The following is a 16,815-nucleotide window of genomic DNA, read 5'->3' as shown; positions in this document are numbered from 1 at the left end:
GGCCGGGAGGTGTGATCTTGGCCATAGCCGCCCGGCGGCCGCCGGCACCTGGTGCTCCGGGGACCCGGCGACCAGGAGAAGGTCCGGCCCGAGGTTAGCGGTAGGTTGAGCGACCGTGGACGTACTCGTGGTTGACCATCCCGTGGCCCAGACGCGGCTGACCGTGATGCGCGACGCCCGGACCGACTCGGCGTCGTTCCGTGCCGCGCTGCACGAACTCACCACCATGCTGGTGTACGAGGCCGCGCGCTCGCTGCCGGTCGAACAGTTCCCGATCGACACGCCGGTGGCACCCACCCAGGGCATCCGGCTGGCCAACCCGCCACTGCTGGTACCGGTGCTCCGCGCCGGGCTGGGCATGGCCGACTCGGCGCTCGGCCTGCTGCCCGAGTCGTCGATGGGTTTCGTCGGGCTGGCCCGGGACGAGCACACCTACGAGCCGCGCGCCTACATGGAGTCGCTGCCGACCGACCTGACCGGCCGGCCGGTGCTGGTACTCGACCCGATGCTCGCCACCGGCGGCTCGCTGGAGCACTGCTGCCGGCTGCTCGCCGACCGGGGCTGCACCGACATCACCGTGCTCTGCGTACTCGCCGCGCCGGCCGGCATCGAGCGGCTGGACCGCTCCGGGCTGCCGCTGCGGCTGGTCACCGCCGCGATCGACGAGCGGCTCAACGACCGGATGTTCATCGTGCCGGGGCTCGGTGACGCCGGCGACCGGCAGTTCGGCGGCATGCCGCGGTTCTGATCCGCACCGAACCGGACCCGACTCCACCGAAGCGGTCAGCCGGGATTCCACGGAACCGGGCGGCGGGTCCGGCCGGGACGCATGCGCGGCTGGCGCGGAACGGCTACCGTTCCGGGCCATGACTGGTGTTGGGCTGGCCGAGGAGTTGCTGCTGCTCGGCTACGACGATAAATCCGGCAAGGCGACCGGTTCCCGGATCGGACTCGACCTCGGCATGGCCGCCGCCGTGCTGGTCGACCTCGCGCTCGCCGGCCGGGTCGCCTTCTCCGACGGTTCGATCGTGGCCACCGACGCGACGCCGACCGGCGACCCGATCGCCGACGACGTGCTCGCCCGGATCGCGGCGGACACCCCGCACACGCCGGCCTCCTGGGTGCAGCGGCTCCGGCACGGACTGCGCGACCGGATCCTGAACGGCCTCTGCACCCGCGGCGTGATCAGCGACGTCGACGAAACCGAACTCGGCTACATCCACATCCACCGCTATCCCGTGCTCGACCCGTCGGTCGAGGCGGAGATCCGGGCCCGGCTGGTGAACGCGTTGACCGGGGAGGCCGTACCGGACGAGCGGACCGCCGCGCTCGCCGCGGTGATGGCGGCGATCCGGGTACAGCCCAGTCTCGGGCTGACCGGGCCGGCCGCCGAGGACGCCCGGAAGCGGCTGACCGAAATCGCCCGGGGTGCCGGGTTCACCGACGACGTGAGCCTGGAGGAGTCCACCATCCGCCCCTCGGTGGCGCTGGTGATCGCCGCGCTCTCCCGGGCCATCGACGCCGCGCTGGGCACCCGGACCTGACCGCCGGCCGGCGCGGACCGGCCCGGGGCCGGCGGGTGCCGGCCTACCAGATGCCGAGGGCCGCGGCGGTCTCGGTGCGCAGCGCGCGTACCGAGGCGGCGGCCCGCTCCCGGGCTGCCGGTACGTCACCGTCGACCACCGGCTCCACCACCTCCAGGTACGCCTTCAGCTTCGGCTCGGTGCCGGACGGCCGGACCACCACCCGGGCAGCGTCGGTACGCAGGATCAGCACGTCCGCCTCCGGAGCCAGGTCCTGCACCGAGACCACCGGCTCGTCGAGCAGCGTCTTCGGGGTCTTGGTCCGGATGTAGGTCATCGTGTTCCCGATCTCGCGCAGGTCGTCGACCCGGACCGAGAGCTGGTCGGTCAGGTACACCCCGAACTCGCGCGCCAGTTCGTCCAGCCGGTCGGCCACGGTCCGGCCCTGCCCCTTCAGCGTCGCCGCCAGTTCGGCGAAGGTGAGCGCGGCGCTGATCCCGTCCTTGTCCCGTACCTGGTCCGGGGCGACGCAGTAGCCGAGGGCCTCTTCGTAGCCGTAGGTCAGTTCGGCGTCGCCGGACTCCGCCCGGACGATCCACTTGAACCCGGTCAGCGTTTCGCCGTACGGCAGGCCCCGCGCCTCGCACAATGCCCTGAGCAGGGACGACGAGACGATCGTCGTGGCGTACAGGCCGGTGCGGCCCTGCCGGACCAGGTGGTCGGCGAGGAGTACCCCGACCTCGTCGCCGTGCAGCATCCGCCAACCGCGTACCCGGTCGGGGATCGCCACCGCGCACCGGTCGGCGTCCGGGTCGTTCGCCAGCGCGATGTCCGCGCCGATCTCCCGGGCCAACGCGAGCAGCTTGTCGGTCGCGCCCGGTTCCTCCGGGTTGGGGAATGAGACGGTGGGGAAGTTCGGGTCCGGCTCGGCCTGCTCGGCCACGATGCCCGGCACGGCGAACCCGGCCCGGGCGAAGACCGAGGTGAGCACGGCGGCACCCACCCCGTGCAGCGGGGTGTACGCCACGGTCAGCCCGCGCGGCCCGGCCGGGTCGATCAGCCCGGCGGTGGCCCGGACGTACCCGGCGACGGTGTCGTCACCGAGCACCTTCCCGGGCTCGCCCAGCGGCACCGCCGCCAGCGACCCGACCGCCCGGATCGCCGTGGAGATCTCGACGTCCACCGGCGGCACGATCTGCGCACCCGCGCCCCGGGGGCCGCCGGTCGAGGCGCCCAGGTAGACCTTGTAGCCGTTGTCCTGCGGCGGGTTGTGGCTGGCGGTGACCATCACCCCGGCGACCGCGCCGAGGGCCCGGACCGCGTACGCCAGCACCGGAGTGGGCAGCGGCCGGGGCAGCAGCAGGGCCGGCCGTCCCGCGCCGGTGGCCACCCGGGCGGTCCGCTCGGCGAACTCCTTCGAGCCGTGCCGGGCGTCGTACCCGATCACCAGCGGGCCGGACGCGTCGCGGGCGGCGAGCCAGCCGACCAGCCCGGCCGCGGCCGCGGTGACCACGGCCAGGTTCATCCCGTTCGGGCCGGCGCGCAGCGGGCCCCGCAGCCCGGCGGTGCCGAAGGTGAGCGGCCCGGCGAACCGGTCGGCCAGCTCGGTCCCGCTCGCCGGCAGCCGGTCGAGTACGCCCCGCAGCTCGTCCCGGGTCGCCGGGTCGGGGTCGTCGTCGAGCCACGCCTGGGCCCGGGCCCTGAGCCCGGCCAGCTCGTCGGTGGACTCGTCCGGGGATTCGCCGTCCCGCTGGTTCGGTTTCGCCGCCATCGGACTGTGATAGCACGCCGGCCACCCCCGGACGCAGCCCGGCCCCGCCCGGCGTGGTGTACGTCGGGGCGGGGCCGGGTGGAACGCGTCAGCCGGCGCTGGTGAGCCGGAACGACTTGACCATCTCGTCGAAGATCGGCTTGCTCTCCTCGAACCGGGCGTCCGGGGTGGTCAGGTAGAACGAGTACGCCTTCCCGTCCTCCGTGATCGCCCGCCACACCCCGTGCCGCTTGCCGGAGCCCTCGCCGCAGGTGTATTCCAGTTCGGCGGCGGGCTGGCCGGCCACCTCGACCTCCTGGAGCGCCACCTGGGCGTACGGCTTCTTGCAGCTACTGCCGTTCTTCTTCAGGCCGCCCTCGGCGACCTTCATGAAGCCCATCGGGGTCTTGCCCTCTTCCACCAGGATCCGGACCCGCCGGCCGCTGTCCTCCGGATCGGTGTAGTCGGTGAAGACCCCGCCGACGTTCTTCTTCCAGCCCTTGGGGACGTTGACCGAGACACCCTTCGAGCTGTGCGACTGGGTGGCGAAGGCCGCCTGGACCGGCGCCTGGCTGGTCGGTCCGGCCTGCGGGGGAGGCGTGTCGGCCGGCTCCTCGCCGCCGCCGAGGGAGAGCGCGACGATGCCGATCAGCAACACCGCGGCGACCCCGCCGGCCACGGCGAGCTGCATCTTCCGGGGCCAGCCCTGGACCGTGCGCAGCACCGAGTCGCCGGTCTGCCGGGCGCCGGTCAGGCCACGACCGAGCCCGCCACCCCTGGCCGTGTGCACCGTGCCGCCCCGACCGCCGTGTCCGGACATCGCCCCGGTCGGCGTGTCGAGCGGCCCGCCGCGCCGGCCGGCCGAGCCCGGCATCGCCCCGGTCGGGGCATCCAGCGGATTGGTGCCGGCCGCCGGTGGCCGGTTGGAGGTGGCCGCGTCGCGGGAGTTCCGGGCGATCCGGTCGGCCGGGGACTCGTTGGGGGCGAGCATGGCCCGGCCGCCGATCTCACCGTTGGCCGCCGGCCGGGTGGACTGGCCCTGGGCTCCGGCCGGTGTCGGCGACTGGGGCACGCCGGGTGCCGACTGCTGCCACGGCGAGCGCTGGGACGGCACCACCGCGTACGGGTCGGTGACCATGTGCCCGGCGGCGTTGCTGGCCAGCGGGCCGGCCAGCAGTTCGCGGAGCATGGTGCGGGAGGCGGTCACGTCGAGCCGGCGGGCCGGGTCCTTCTCCAGCAGGCCGAGCAGTACCCGGGTCAGCGCCCCGGACCGGACCGGCGGCGCGGGCGGATCCTCCACCACGGCGTGCATGGTCTCGATCGGGTCGCCCTTGTCGAACGGCGGCCGCCCCTCGACCGCGGTGTAGAGGGTGACGCCGAGCGAGAAGAGATCACTGGGCGGGCCGAAGTCCTGGCCCATGGCCCGCTCCGGCGAGATGAAGTGCGGCGAGCCGAGCACCATGCCGGGGGTGGTGAGCTGGACGTCGGTCGGCATCCGGGCCACCCCGAAGTCGGTGAGTACGCACCGGCCGTCGGAGCAGATCAGCACGTTGGCCGGCTTGACGTCCCGGTGCAGCACCCCGATCGCGTGCGCCACCTCCAGCGCGCCGAGCAGGGCGATGCCGATCTTCGCGACCGCGCGGGGCGCGAGCGGGCCGTCCTCGATCACCATGTCGGCGAGGCTGCGCGCGTCGAGCAGCTCCATCACGATCCACGGCCGCCCGCCCTCGGTGACCACGTCGTAGACCTGCACCACCGCCGGGTGCTGGAGGGCCGCCGCGGCCCGCGCCTCGCGGAGGGTGCGTTCGTACATCGCGTCGCGGTCGCTGGGGGCCAGCCCCGGTGGGAGCACGACCTCCTTCACCGCGACGTCGCGGCGCAGCAGGGTGTCGGCCGCGCGCCAGACCGTACCCATGCCGCCGTGGCCGACCGCCGCCCGCAACGAGTACCTACCGCCGATGGTGATGCCGGGTGCCGCACGTCCGTTGGTGGGATTGGCCGGTCCGCCACTCCACGTCGGGATCTGAGTCACAGAAAAGCCACCGAAGAGAATCGAGGGGGCACAGGACAGAACCCCCCTATATTGCGGGTTCCGACCGCAGAAGGGAAAGACAACCGCCGGAGTTACCGAGAACTCGACCGTACGTGTTGATTCTTTCACTCAACGTTCGTATTTATCGACGGCGAGTGCCGGTCCGCTCACCCGGGACGGGCGTCACGCCGGGCGGCTCCGGACCCGTCCGGCGCGTCCTCCGGCGGGGCCGATTCGGCCCGGGAGAGCCCGGTGCGCGGGAGCCGGCCTACCATGCCGGTCATGAGTGAAGGTCGGTCGAGCGAGTCGGGTTTCCCGATCAAGGCGGTCTACGACGCCGCCGACGTACCGGCAGGTCTGGACGTCCGGCTCGGTGCGCCCGGCGAGTTCCCGTACGCCCGGGGCGTCTACCCGACGATGTACACCTCGCGGCCGTGGACCATGCGCCAGTACGCCGGCTTCGGCACCGCCACCGAGTCCAACGCGCGCTACCACCAGCTCCTCGCCGCCGGCACCATGGGCCTCTCGGTCGCCTTCGACCTGCCCACCCAGATGGGCTACGACTCCGACCACCCGATCGCGCACGGCGAGGTCGGCAAGGTCGGCGTGGCGATCGACTCGGTCGACGACATGCGGGCCCTCTTCGCCGGCATCCCGCTGGACAAGGTCTCCACCTCGATGACGATCAACGCCCCCGGCTCGGTGCTGCTGCTCCTCTACCAACTGGTGGCCGAGGAGGCCGGGGTGGCCGGCTCGGCGCTGAACGGGACGATCCAGAACGACATCCTGAAGGAGTACATCGCCCGAGGCACCTACATCTTCCCGCCCAAGCCCTCGCTGCGGCTGGTCGCCGACACCTTCGGCTACTGCCGCAAGGAGGTGCCGAGGTGGAACACCATCTCGATCTCCGGCTACCACATGGCGGAGGCCGGGGCGACCCCGGTGCAGGAGATCGCCTTCACCCTGGCCAACGGCATCTCCTACGTCCGCGCGGCGCTCGCCGCCGGCCTCGCCGTGGACGACTTCGCGCCCCGGCTCTCCTTCTTCTTCGTGGCCCGGACCACCCTGCTGGAGGAGGTGGCGAAGTTCCGGGCCGCCCGGCGGATCTGGGCCAACCTGATGCGGGACGAGTTCGGCGCGCAGAACCCGAAGTCGCTGATGCTGCGCTTCCACACCCAGACCGCCGGGGTGCAGCTCACCGCCCAGCAGCCGGAGGTGAACCTGGTGCGGGTCGCCGTGCAGGGCCTCGCGGCGGTGCTCGGCGGCACCCAGTCGCTGCACACCAACAGCTTCGACGAGGCGATCGCGCTGCCCACCGAGAAGGCGGCCCGGCTGGCGCTGCGTACCCAGCAGGTGCTGGCGTACGAGACCGACCTGACCGCCACGGTGGACCCGTTCGCCGGCTCGTACGTCGTCGAGGCGATGACCGACGAGATCGAGGCGGGGGTGCGGGAGCTGATGGCCCGGGTCGCCGAGTACGGCTCGGCGGTGGAGGCGATCGAGGCGGGCTTCCAGAAGCGCGAGATCGAGTCCTCGGCCTACCGGGTGGCCCAGGAGATCGAGTCCGGCGACCGGGTGGTGGTCGGGGTCAACCGGTTCACCGTCGACGAGGAGGAGCCGTACCAGCCGCTCCGGGTCGACCCGGCGATCGAGGCGGCCCAGCGCGACCGGCTGGCCCGGCTGCGGGCCGACCGGGACTCGGCCGCCGTCGAGCGCGCCCTCGCCGACCTGCGCGCGGTCGCCTCGGGTACGGAGAACGTGCTCTACCCGATGAAGGAGGCGCTGCGGGCCCGGGCCACCGTCGGCGAGGTTTGCGGCGTGCTGCGCGAGGTATGGGGGACGTACCGGCCCAGCGACCGGTTCTGACCGCCGCGATCGCACCGACGTCCCGGCGGACCGGGCCGCCCGCTGCCGGGTACCCCGGTCGGGTGATCGGCGGTCTGTGGAGTGCCGGCCCGGTTTTTCGGGTATCGGGAGGTGGCCGGGCCCTACCGGTGGACGACGGACAGCCTGTGCGCGGCCCGTTTGACACCAACTGTCACCCTGGGGACCCCCGCCACCCCACCCGGTGGTGCTCCATCGTCGCCTGCCCGAGGACGGTCGGAACCTCGACAAATCGGACGGACGACGCTGCTGCCGAGCTAGATCGTGACCGGTGAAACCGTCACGCGTTGTAGGAGGTGTGGCACAGATGGCGGGGTCTGATGGCGGGATAGGTAGCCCTCCGTATATTGCCGAGCGCTCCTACCAGGGCTTTCGTGACGCTGTGCTGTCTGATCACTACCAGAACGAGGTTGCGCAGCGTCACCGTCGGCGGTCTAGGCTGTCCGAGTCCCATCCCATCCACAGTGATCGAGAATTCGACGTGACGAGTGCGTTGCAACTGCCGACCGGCAGCCAGCCGGCGTCGTCGGAATCCGAGACGCCGCCCGGGGCCGAGCCCCTGCCCTCCGGGCTCGACCGGATGCTCGACGTCCGGCTGCCCGATCTGATCGCTACCCGCCGGTTCCTGCACGCCCACCCGGAACTCTCCGGCCAGGAGTTCGACACCGCCGCGCTGATCGCCCGGGAGCTGGCGCTGGCCGGTCTGGAGCCGCGCCTGCTGCCGAAGGGCAACGGGGTGATCTGCGACATCGACGGGCGGCCCTCCGGGCCGGTGGTCGCGCTCCGGGCCGACCTCGACGCACTGCCGCTGACCGACGTCAAAGACGTCCCGTATCGGTCCACCGTGGACGGTGCCTGCCACGCCTGCGGGCACGACGTGCACACCACCGTCGTGCTCGGGGTCGGACTGCTGCTGGCCCAGCTCGCCCGGAGGGGCGAACTGGACGGGCGGGTCCGGCTGATCTTCCAACCGGCCGAGGAGATCCTGCCCTGCGGCTCGCTGGAGGTCATCGAGGCCGGTGGACTGACCGACGTGACCCAGATCTTCGCCCTGCACTGCGACCCGAACCTGCCGGTCGGCCGGGTCGGCCTGCGGGTCGGCCCGATCACGGCGGCGGCGGACAACATCACCGTCCGGCTGACCGGACCGGGCGGGCACACCGCCCGGCCGCACCTGACCGTGGACCTGGTCGACGCGCTGGGCCGGCTGGTCACCGAGGTACCGGCGCTGGTCAACCGGCGGGTGCCGGCGAACAGCGGACTGCTGCTGGTCTTCGGGCAGGCCTCGGCCGGTACCCAGTACAACGTCATCCCGAACGAGGCGATGGCCGCCGGCACACTCCGGGTGCTGGACCGGGACACCTGGGACCAGGCACCGAAGATCGTCGCCCAGGTGGTCCGGGACGTCATCGCCCCGACCGGCGCCACCGTGGACGTCGAATACCTGCGCGGGCGCCCGCCGGTGGTGAACGACGCCGGGGCGATCCGGGTGCTGACCGCCGCGACCGTGGCCTCGGCCGGCCCGGCCGGGATCGCCGAGACCCCGCAGAGCATGGGGGGCGAGGACTTCTCCTGGTATCTGGAGCACGTGCCGGGTGCGCTGGCCCGGCTCGGCGTCGGGCGGGCGGCGGCCAACGTCGACCTGCACCGGGCGACGTTCGACGTGGACGAGCGGGCGATCGGGGTCGGCGTACGGCTGCTGGTGCAGACCGCGCTCAAGGCCCTGGCCGGCTGACCCGCCGTACCGGACCCGGATCGCCGCGACGGTCCGGGCCGGAGCCGCCGGGTGCCCTGGACGCGGCACCCGGCGTACCCGGAAAACCGCTCAGCCGGGCGGGGCCGGCGCCTGGGCCGGGACCGCGGGCGTGCTCCGGGGCGGGGCCGGCGGGGTCGGCCGGGAGCGCCGGCCGCGGAGCCGACGGCCCAGCCAGACCAGCCCGAACGCCGGCAGGCCCAGCGCGACGGCCCACGGCAGCAGTGCGCCCAGCACGGTCAGCAGGACCCGCAGCGACACGACGAACGCCGTCCAGCCGCCCTCCAGCCCGGCCAGGAAACCTATCGCCGGCTCGTCGTCCTCCGGCACCTGGGCGTTCGGCCCGAGCAGCACCGCGGTGACCGTGGAGAGCGCGGTCAGGTCGGCCAGCCGGCGCTTCTTCGCCTCCAGCGAGGCGAGGTCCGCCTCCCGCTTGGCCAGCTCGCTCTCCAGCATCACCAGGTCCGACAGGGACTTCGCCTGGGCCAGCAGCCGCCGGCCGCTGGCCACCCTCGCCTGCTGGGTGGCGATCCGGGCGTCCAGGTCGAGGGTCTCCTCGGTGACATCGTCGGTCTTCACCTCCCGGCGCAACTGCTCGCCCAGCCGGGCGACCTCGTCCACCACGGCGGCGAACCGGTCGGCCGGGACCCGCAGTTGCAGGGTCGCCTCGGAGCGTGACGCGTCGCTGCTCCGGTTGTCGCCACCGAGGAAGCCGCCGGCCCCGGTCACGATGCCCACCGCCCGGGCAGCCGCCGCCTCCACGTCGTCCACCCGTACCGTCACCGAGCCGGTGTAGACGATCGCGCGCTGGCCGACCCCCAGCTCGGTCGTCGGTTCCTTCGCCGGCTGGCCGGCCTGTGGCGCCCCGCCCCCGCCCAGCGGCCCCTCGGCCGCGCCGGGCTGTGCCTGCTCGGCGCCGCCGGCCGGGGCGTCCGCCGCCGAGGTGCCGGAGGCGCTGTCCCCGCCGTCGGCTCCGCAGCCGGCCAGCGCCAGGGCGGCGGTCAGTGCCACCGCACCCAGCAGCCCGGCCCGCCTGCGCCGACCCGGTCCGACCGAGATCCTGTTCCGTCCGACCACGGTCCCGCTTCGTCCGCTCATGTCCCTCTCCGTTCGTCCGTCCCCCGTAGAGGCGTTCCGTCAGACGCGCCGCGAAGTCACCCCGGTTCCGGCAGACTGCGCTGGAGACATCACGATTCGGTGACCGAGGAGTCTCGATGCGACTGACCAAGTACGGCCACGCGTGCGTACGGGTGGAGGAGGACGGGGCGGTGCTGGTCGTCGACCCCGGCAATCTCACCGAGCCGGCCGCGCTGGACGGGGTGGACGCGGTGCTGATCACCCACGAACACGCCGACCACCTCGACGTGGACGCCCTGGCCGAGGCGCTCGACCGGCGTCCGTCGGTGACCGTCCACACCCATCCGGACGTGGCGTCCAAACTGGATGCACTGGCCGGGGTGGTGCGTACGGTCTCCTCCGGGGAGTCGTTCGAGGCGGCCGGCTTCGCCGTGCGGGCGTACGGCGGCTGGCACGCCGAGATCCATCCGGAGATTCCCCGGGTGGTGAACCTCGGCTTCCTGGTGAACGACTCGGTGTACCACCCGGGCGACTCGTTCGACGTACCGGAGGCGGTGGAGGTGGACACCTTGTTCGTGCCGATCTCGGGTCCCTGGCTCAAGCTCGCCGACTCGGTGAGCTTCGTCCGGGCGGTCAGCCCGCGCCGGGCGTACGCGTTGCACGACGGGCTGCTCGGCGACGCCGGGCTCACGGTGTACGACAAGAACATGGCGCTGCTGGCCAACTGCGACTACGCCCGCCTGGTGCCCGGGACCGCGGTCGACTGAACCCGGAGAATCGAGAGAATGCCCGGCCTGCCCCGTGAACTCGTCGAACGGCTCTACACCGCGCCGCCGGACGGCTTCGTCGCCGCCCGCTCCGAGGCGGTCGCCGCGGCCCGGGCCGCCGGTGACCCGAGCGCCGCCCGGGAGATAGCCAAGCTGCGCAAGCCGACCGTGGCGGCCTGGCTGGTGAACCTGCTGGCCCTGCGCCGCCCGGAGCTGATGGCCGACCTGGTCGAACTCTCCGCCGCGCTCCGGGGCGCACAGCGGGAACTGCGCGGCGACCGCCTGCGGGAACTCTCCGCGCAGCGGCGGGGCGTGGTGGGCGCGCTGGTCGGCCAGGCCCGGGCGCTCGCCGAGCAGGAGGATCCCCGGCTGGCTGCCGGAAAGCTGCCGCTGGCCGACGTGGAGGCGACGTTGAACGCGGCGCTGGCCGACGTCGGGGTCGCCGAGCAGGCCCGGTCCGGCCGGCTGGTCCGGGCGGCCAGCTACGCCGGCTTCGGCGAGGTACCCCGGCCGCAGTTGCGACTGATCGTCGGCGGTCCGGACACCGAGGAGCTGACCGAAGGCGCCGTCGACGAACTGGTCGAGGCCGCCGCCGACGGGTCTGCGGAGCCGGGCCGGGAGACCGGGACCGGTCCGGCCGGTCGGGCGGCGGCGGGCGGGGTGCGCGGCCGGCGTACCGGAGCCGGAGCGGGGCGACCGGGTGCGGCCGGTGCGCCGCAGGGCACCTCGACCGCCGAGCGGGCAGCCGCCCGGGCCGCCCGGGCCGAGGAGTCTGCCCGGGCCGCCCGTCGTCGTACCCTCGACCGGGCGCTGGCCGAGGCGCGTACCCGGCAGGAGCGGGCCGAGGCGGAGCTGGCGGCGGCGGTGGCGGCCGAGCGGGACGCCGCCGCGGCGCTGACCGCGATCGAGTCCGAACTCGCCGAACTGGAGCGGCGGCGGGCCGCCGCCGAACAGGAGTCTGGGCGGCGCAAACTGGCAAGGCGGGCCGCCGAGCGGGGAGCGGTCGCCGCCCGGCGCCGGGCCGGCGAGGTGCAGGCGGCGGTCGAGGCGATGGCGGAGGACGGCGACGACACGCCCTGAGGCGGCGCCGCCGTCACCGATCCCCTGCGGGCCGGTCCACGCCCGGACGCCCGGCTCTTCCCCGGCGTCGAGCCGGACACCGACGGCAGCGCAACCGTGCTGGCCGGAGAGCCGTGCGTGCGGCGCGGCCCGAAGGTGGTGGCTGGCCGGCAGGGCGCCCGGCCCGGTCGGGCCGGCGCGCTGGACACGCCCGGTTCGGCCGGGCCGGCTCGGTCGGGCCGGGAGGCGCCCGGCGGGTCGTTTCGGCGCGGCTGGCGGTCGGGGCTGCCGAAATCCCGGTCCGCGAGGCAGACTCAACCGGATGACGCGGGCACAACCCGGAACTCAGACCGGAAGGCAGTGTCGTTGACCCCCGAGCAGGCCGCCGGCGCGGCCAGGCCGACCGTGCTGAAGCTGGGCAGCGCCTTCATCGAGTGTCCCCGCACGTTGCGCCGGGCGCGCCAGATGGGCATCTCCGGCTGGGCGTTCCTGGTGACGGGTCGTGGTGCGGTCCTCGGCGACGTACGGACCGAGACCGTGGCCGCCGCGATCGGCATCCTCTCGCCGGACGCGGTCGCCGACGGCTGGGAGACCGCCGTCCGGGTGGCCACCCCGAGCGCGGTGGCCGAGGTCAGCCGGGCCGAGTGCTGCCGCTGGGGGATCGATTACCTGGCCGGCTTCCCGCCGCTGGCCCGGCTGATCGAGTTGGTCGAGCCGGTCGTCGTGGCGGCCGACGCCACCGGGATGCCGCTCTTCGCGGCCTGGCGGGGCATGCCGGTGCCGGCGGACGCCGCCCCGGCCGCCCGGGCGGCCGTGCTGCTGCACCTGCTCTTCGAGTACTACTCCGGCGCCAGCCTGATGGCGGTACGCGCGGCCGGCATGACGGCGATGGAGGTCATCCTCGCCGGTCCGGAGGGGGAGTCCGGCGCGGTGACATACGGCTGGTCGCCGCCGTACCCGCCGGTCGGGCCGCTGGTCCGGCGGCGGCTCTGGGCCGAGTCGGTGACCGACCGGATCGTGGCCCAGGCGTACGGGGTGCTCGACCCGGCGGAGCGGGTGGAGTTGGTCAGCCTGCTCGGCGCCGCGCTGACCGGGGTGCGGATGTCACCGCCCAACCTGGACTGACCACCTCCTCCCCGCCCAACTGGTCCCGTCGGGCCGGGGTGCACGCGATCGCCGTGGTTCCGCCCACCCTCGGCGGAACCACGGAGCCGGTCCGCACCCCGTCCGGGGCGACGGCCCGAGGGGTCAGGACCAGCGGAACAGCCTCGCGGCCAGCGCGCCGAAGAGGGCGGTGGAGCCGACCAGCACCGCCAGGTGCAGCGGCTGCGGCGAGTTGCCGGTCCAGGTGTCCTGAAGCGCCTGGGAGGTGGCGCCCAGCGGGGTGAAGTCGGCGACCCGGCGTACCGCCTCCGGCATCAGCGGGCCCGGGGTCCAGACTCCGGCCGCGAAGAGCATCGGGTAGTAGATCAGGCTGCCGATGCCCGTCGCGGCCCGGCTCGTCGGGGTGAAGGCGGCGACCAGCAGGGCCAGCGCCACCATCGAGGCCGAGCCGAGCACGAAGGCGGCGAGCAGTCCGGGTACGTTCGGTCGGGCCTCGATCCCGAAGACCAGCCCGCCGGCGAGCAGCGCCAGCGCGGAGCCGGCGAGCAGCGCGGCCACGTTGACCGCCAGTTGCGCCACCAGCAGCCGGACCGGTGAGACCGGGGTGGTGGAGAGCCGGCGCAGTACACCCTTCTCCCGGTCGGCGGCGAGCGTGTTCAGCAGGCTGACCAGGGCGACGGTGCCGATCGCCAGGGCCAGGGTGATCGGCAGGTAGAACTCGATCGGCTTCCGGCCGCCGATGTCGGCGTTCGGCTCGTTGAAGCCCGGCATGGCGCTACCCAGGATCAGGACCAGGGCGGCGGGGAAGATCACCGCGAAGAAGGAGCCCAGCGGGTCCCGGACGAAGAGCTTCGCCTCGGTGACGACCAGCTTGCCGGTGCTCCGGCCGGCGGTACGGCCTCGGCGCCCCCGGCCGGTGCTGCCGGACGGGACGGTTTCGGGACGGGCGGTGGCGTTCATCAGGGTTCCTCGATCCTTCGGTTCGGGCGGGTAGGAGGCCGGGTCAGTTCGGGCTGCTGGCGGTCGAACCGGTCAGGGCGAGGACGGCGTCCTCCAGGGTGGGGCGCTCGACGCCGGGCACGTCGGCCCGGGCCACCAGTTCGGCCGGGGTGCCGATCGCGACCACCTCACCGGCCCGGATCACGGCCAGCCGGTCGCAGAGCCGCTCGGCCTCGTCCATGAAGTGGGTGACCAGGACGACGGTCACGCCCCGGTCCCGGACCTCCCGGACGAGCTGCCAGGTGTCCCGGCGGGCCTGCGGGTCCAGCCCGGTGGTCAACTCGTCGAGTACCGCGATCCGGGGGTTGCCGACCAGGGCGAGCGCGACGGAGAGCCGTTGCTTCTGTCCGCCGGAGAGCTTGCCGAACACCGTGTTCCGCTTCGCGGTCAGCCCCAGCTCGTCCATCAGCGCCCGCCAGTCGGCCGGCTCGGCGTAGAACGAGCTGTACAGGTCGAGCGCCTCCCAGACCTTCAGCCGGTCCGGCAGGTGACTCTCCTGGAGCTGGATGCCGACCTGGCGGCGCAGCGCGGCGCGGTCCCGGACCGGGTCCAGCCCGAGTACCCGGATCGTTCCGCCGTCGGCCCGGCGCAGCCCGGTCAGGCACTCGACCGTGGTGGTCTTGCCGGAGCCGTTGGGGCCGACGATCCCGAAGATCTCTCCGGCCGACACCTCGAAGGAGACGTCGCGGACCGCGACCTGGTCGCCGTACCGCTTGTGCAGGTTGCCGATCTCGATGACTGTCATGCCGAAAACGCTAGGAATCCGGGCCGTTCCCCGGAATGCGTCCACCCGCCCGGCCGGGGTGCAGGTAACTACACCCCGGCCGGGCGCCTGGCAGCAGTCCGTTGGAGGCGCCGGGCGCCCAGACTGGACGCATGTCGCGCCGGTACGGTCTCGCGTTCGTCCGTAACCTCGCCCAGACCGGGCTGGGTCTGCTTGGCCTGCTGATGTCCGTACTGCTGGTGGCGGCGGCCACCCTGGTCGTGCCGTACCTGCCGGCGGCCCGGGCCGGCAAGCGGCTGGCCGATCTGGGTCGGCGGCTGGCCGGGCGCTGGGGCGGCGTCCCGATACCGGTCGAGCAGCGCCCGGGACCGCCGGCGCCGCGGCGCAGGGCCGACGGCTGGTACGTCTACGAGAACGAGCTCTACCGCTCGCCCCGGCTGCCGGCGTACCTGATGGAGCTCACCTGGCGCGGCGAGGACCCGGCGCTGCTGCGCGAGTGGGTCTGGCTGCACCTCACGCCCTTCGCCGGCGGTCTCGGCACGCTGATCCCGCCGGTGCTGGCCGGTGCCGGGATCGGGCTCGGCGCGCTCGGGCTGACCGGCGGTACGGCCCCGGTCGTCGGCTCGCCGCCGCTCGCGCTGGCGCTGCCGGTCGGGCTGGTGCTGGTCGCCCTCGGCCTCGCGGTCGCGCCGCTGACGCTGCGGCTGCACGCCCGGTGGAGTCGGCTGCTGCTCCAGCCGCCGGAACAGTCCTGGTGGCACCGGTCGGGGTTGGCTGGCCGGACGAGGCGGCGGTCGACGGGTGCCTGGCGCGCCGCCGGGCTGGCCGGCCTCGGCTTCGCGGCGTTCGGCGGCTTCCTGCTCAACCTGCTGGCCCTGGTCGTCACCTGGGGCGGGCTGTCGCCGCAGGTGTCGAAGCTGACCCGGCCGCTGGTCAGCCGCTACCGCCGGTACGTACGCACCTGGGTCGGGGTGACGATCCCGGAGCCGTACCGGCCGTATCCCGCGCCGCCCCGGCCGGACGAGGACGGCCGCTACCGGGTCGGTCGTACCCTGTACGACGACCGGGACACGGCGATCCGGGTCCAGGGGTACGGGTGGCTCTTCACCGATCCGGCGTTCTGGCGGGACCAGCTCTGGATGGCCACCAACCCGCTGCTCGGGGTGCTCGGACTGGTCCCGGCGACGCTGATCTCGGTGGGGATGTTCGGGCTGGCCGGGCAGCCACTCTGGTGGGCGCCGTGGGCGGTGCCGCTGGGACTGTTCAGCGGGGAGTGGGTCACGCCCTGGTACATCTGGTACGGCGTGACGTACCTCTCGCCTGGCCTCGGCGAGATCCCCGGCTGGACCAGTGCACTGTTCGGCCTGGCGCTGGCCGGCCTCGGCGCGCTGCTCGCCCCGGCCCTGCTCCGGTTGCGTCTGCGGTACGACCGGCTGCTGCTCGCGCCGACCCGGTCGGCCGAGCTGGCGCTGCGGGTACGGCGACTGACCGAGACCCGGGCCGACGCCGTCGACACCCAGGCGGCCGAACTGCGCCGGATCGAACGGGACCTGCACGACGGGGCGCAGGCCCGGCTGATCGCGGTCGGGCTCAGCCTGGCCGGGGTGGAGCGGCTGATCGAGGAGGATCCGTCGACGGCGCAGGCGATGGTGGCCCAGGCCCGGCACGCCTCGGCGACCGCGCTGACCGAGCTGCGGGACCTGGTCCGGGGCATCCATCCGCCGGTACTCGCCGAGCGGGGCCTGCCGGACGCGCTCCGGGCCGTGGCGCTGGACAGCCCGGTCCCGGTACGGGTGACCGGGGAACTGCCCGGCCGGCTCGACGCCCCGGTGGAGTCGGCGGCGTACTTCTGCGCGCTGGAGGCGCTGGCCAACGCCAGCCGGCACGGCGGCGCGAGCACGGTGGAGATCGACATCGCGCACACCGGCACGGTGTTGCGGATCACGGTCGCCGACGACGGTCGGGGCGGCGCCGATCCGGCCCGTGGGACCGGGCTGCGCGGCATGCGGCGTCGACTGGGCGCGTTCGACGGGATACTCACCGTGCACAGCCCGGTCGGCGGCCCGACGCTGGTGACCGTGGAGATTCCCTGCCCGCTCCCGGGTAGCGGAGACGGCTTCGCCGGGTAGCGGGGACGGCCGGG

At 73.8% G+C, this 16,815-nt stretch carries 12 protein-coding genes and 1 pseudogene; 8 read left to right on the top strand and 5 right to left on the bottom strand.

Annotation, left to right across the window (positions count from 1 at the left end; translation table 11 throughout):
* Nucleotides 1-115 precede the first annotated feature (115 nt).
* A complete protein-coding gene (gene upp, locus ACQEVC_RS04460; RefSeq protein WP_318397650.1) occupies nucleotides 116-748 on the top strand; it encodes a uracil phosphoribosyltransferase in 633 nt (210 codons plus the stop codon).
* Nucleotides 749-866: 118 nt separating this feature from the next.
* Entirely contained in the window at nucleotides 867-1,544 is a 678-nt protein-coding gene (locus ACQEVC_RS04455) for a GOLPH3/VPS74 family protein (protein ID WP_432873608.1), read from the top strand.
* Nucleotides 1,545-1,587: 43 nt separating this feature from the next.
* On the opposite strand, the gene ACQEVC_RS04450 is transcribed toward ACQEVC_RS04455, so the two are convergent.
* Together ACQEVC_RS04450 and ACQEVC_RS04445 are read right to left on the bottom strand one after the other, a co-directional pair.
* Nucleotides 1,588-3,294: a phospho-sugar mutase gene (locus ACQEVC_RS04450; RefSeq protein WP_432873606.1), complete on the bottom strand. Its 1,707-nt coding sequence runs from the start codon at nucleotides 3,292-3,294 to the stop codon at nucleotides 1,588-1,590.
* A gap of 88 nt (nucleotides 3,295-3,382) precedes the next feature.
* A complete protein-coding gene (locus tag ACQEVC_RS04445; RefSeq protein WP_432873604.1) occupies nucleotides 3,383-5,305 on the bottom strand; it encodes a protein kinase domain-containing protein in 1,923 nt (640 codons plus the stop codon).
* 282 nt (nucleotides 5,306-5,587) lie between these two features.
* Here ACQEVC_RS04445 and ACQEVC_RS04440 point away from each other — a divergent pair, with 282 nt between their 5' ends.
* Nucleotides 5,588-7,171: an acyl-CoA mutase large subunit family protein gene (locus ACQEVC_RS04440; protein WP_432873602.1), complete on the top strand. Its 1,584-nt coding sequence runs from the start codon at nucleotides 5,588-5,590 to the stop codon at nucleotides 7,169-7,171.
* A 499-nt stretch (nucleotides 7,172-7,670) separates the two neighbouring features.
* On the top strand, nucleotides 7,671-8,924 hold the full coding sequence (locus ACQEVC_RS04435; RefSeq protein WP_432873600.1) for an amidohydrolase: 1,254 nt from the start codon (nucleotides 7,671-7,673) through the stop codon (nucleotides 8,922-8,924).
* A 90-nt stretch (nucleotides 8,925-9,014) separates the two neighbouring features.
* Here the strand turns inward: ACQEVC_RS04435 and ACQEVC_RS04430 are convergent, their stop codons facing one another.
* A complete protein-coding gene (locus tag ACQEVC_RS04430) occupies nucleotides 9,015-10,040 on the bottom strand; it encodes a DUF4349 domain-containing protein (protein ID WP_432873599.1) in 1,026 nt (341 codons plus the stop codon).
* A gap of 116 nt (nucleotides 10,041-10,156) precedes the next feature.
* Here ACQEVC_RS04430 and ACQEVC_RS04425 point away from each other — a divergent pair, with 116 nt between their 5' ends.
* The 3 genes from ACQEVC_RS04425 (at nucleotide 10,157) to ACQEVC_RS04415 (ending at nucleotide 12,970) form a co-directional block, all read left to right on the top strand.
* Nucleotides 10,157-10,786: an MBL fold metallo-hydrolase gene (locus ACQEVC_RS04425; protein ID WP_432873597.1), complete on the top strand. Its 630-nt coding sequence runs from the start codon at nucleotides 10,157-10,159 to the stop codon at nucleotides 10,784-10,786.
* Nucleotides 10,787-10,804: 18 nt separating this feature from the next.
* Nucleotides 10,805-11,866 carry a hypothetical protein gene (locus ACQEVC_RS04420; protein ID WP_432873596.1) on the top strand — a complete coding sequence of 354 codons (1,062 nt, stop codon included), beginning with the start codon at nucleotides 10,805-10,807 and terminating at the stop codon, nucleotides 11,864-11,866.
* 345 nt (nucleotides 11,867-12,211) lie between these two features.
* Nucleotides 12,212-12,970, top strand: a complete 759-nt coding sequence (locus ACQEVC_RS04415) for an SCO6745 family protein (RefSeq protein ID WP_346260338.1) — start codon at nucleotides 12,212-12,214, stop codon at nucleotides 12,968-12,970.
* Between the two features lie 123 nt (nucleotides 12,971-13,093).
* Here the strand turns inward: ACQEVC_RS04415 and ACQEVC_RS04410 are convergent, their stop codons facing one another.
* Nucleotides 13,094-13,909 (bottom strand): ABC transporter permease, encoded by an 816-nt coding sequence (locus tag ACQEVC_RS04410; protein ID WP_432873594.1) that lies wholly within the window; start codon nucleotides 13,907-13,909, stop codon nucleotides 13,094-13,096.
* A 127-nt stretch (nucleotides 13,910-14,036) separates the two neighbouring features.
* Nucleotides 14,037-14,693: pseudogene (locus ACQEVC_RS04405) on the bottom strand (ABC transporter ATP-binding protein); the annotation flags it as partial.
* 131 nt (nucleotides 14,694-14,824) lie between these two features.
* On the opposite strand from ACQEVC_RS04405, the gene ACQEVC_RS04400 reads away from it, so the two are divergent.
* Nucleotides 14,825-16,801, top strand: coding sequence for a sensor histidine kinase (locus ACQEVC_RS04400; protein WP_432873592.1), 1,977 nt, complete (start codon nucleotides 14,825-14,827; stop codon nucleotides 16,799-16,801).
* The last annotated feature ends 14 nt before the right edge of the window (nucleotides 16,802-16,815 follow it).

Source organism: Plantactinospora sp. CA-294935 (genome assembly GCF_050936445.1).
Classification (GTDB): Bacteria; Actinomycetota; Actinomycetes; order Mycobacteriales; family Micromonosporaceae; genus Plantactinospora.
This window is presented reverse-complemented; position numbering and strand designations above follow the sequence as displayed.

What these genes read in the sequence shown, in the direction of transcription:
- ACQEVC_RS04455 (WP_432873608.1), top strand. Translation starts at nt 867, where the DNA reads ATGACTGGTGTTGGGCTGGCCGAGGAGTTGCTGCTGCTCGGCTACGAC.
- ACQEVC_RS04450 (WP_432873606.1), bottom strand. Translation starts at nt 3,294, where the DNA reads ATGGCGGCGAAACCGAACCAGCGGGACGGCGAATCCCCGGACGAGTCC.
- ACQEVC_RS04440 (WP_432873602.1), top strand. Translation starts at nt 5,588, where the DNA reads ATGAGTGAAGGTCGGTCGAGCGAGTCGGGTTTCCCGATCAAGGCGGTC.
- ACQEVC_RS04430 (WP_432873599.1), bottom strand. Translation starts at nt 10,040, where the DNA reads ATGAGCGGACGAAGCGGGACCGTGGTCGGACGGAACAGGATCTCGGTC.
- ACQEVC_RS04425 (WP_432873597.1), top strand. Translation starts at nt 10,157, where the DNA reads ATGCGACTGACCAAGTACGGCCACGCGTGCGTACGGGTGGAGGAGGAC.
- ACQEVC_RS04420 (WP_432873596.1), top strand. Translation starts at nt 10,805, where the DNA reads ATGCCCGGCCTGCCCCGTGAACTCGTCGAACGGCTCTACACCGCGCCG.
- ACQEVC_RS04410 (WP_432873594.1), bottom strand. Translation starts at nt 13,909, where the DNA reads ATGAACGCCACCGCCCGTCCCGAAACCGTCCCGTCCGGCAGCACCGGC.
- ACQEVC_RS04400 (WP_432873592.1), top strand. Translation starts at nt 14,825, where the DNA reads ATGTCGCGCCGGTACGGTCTCGCGTTCGTCCGTAACCTCGCCCAGACC.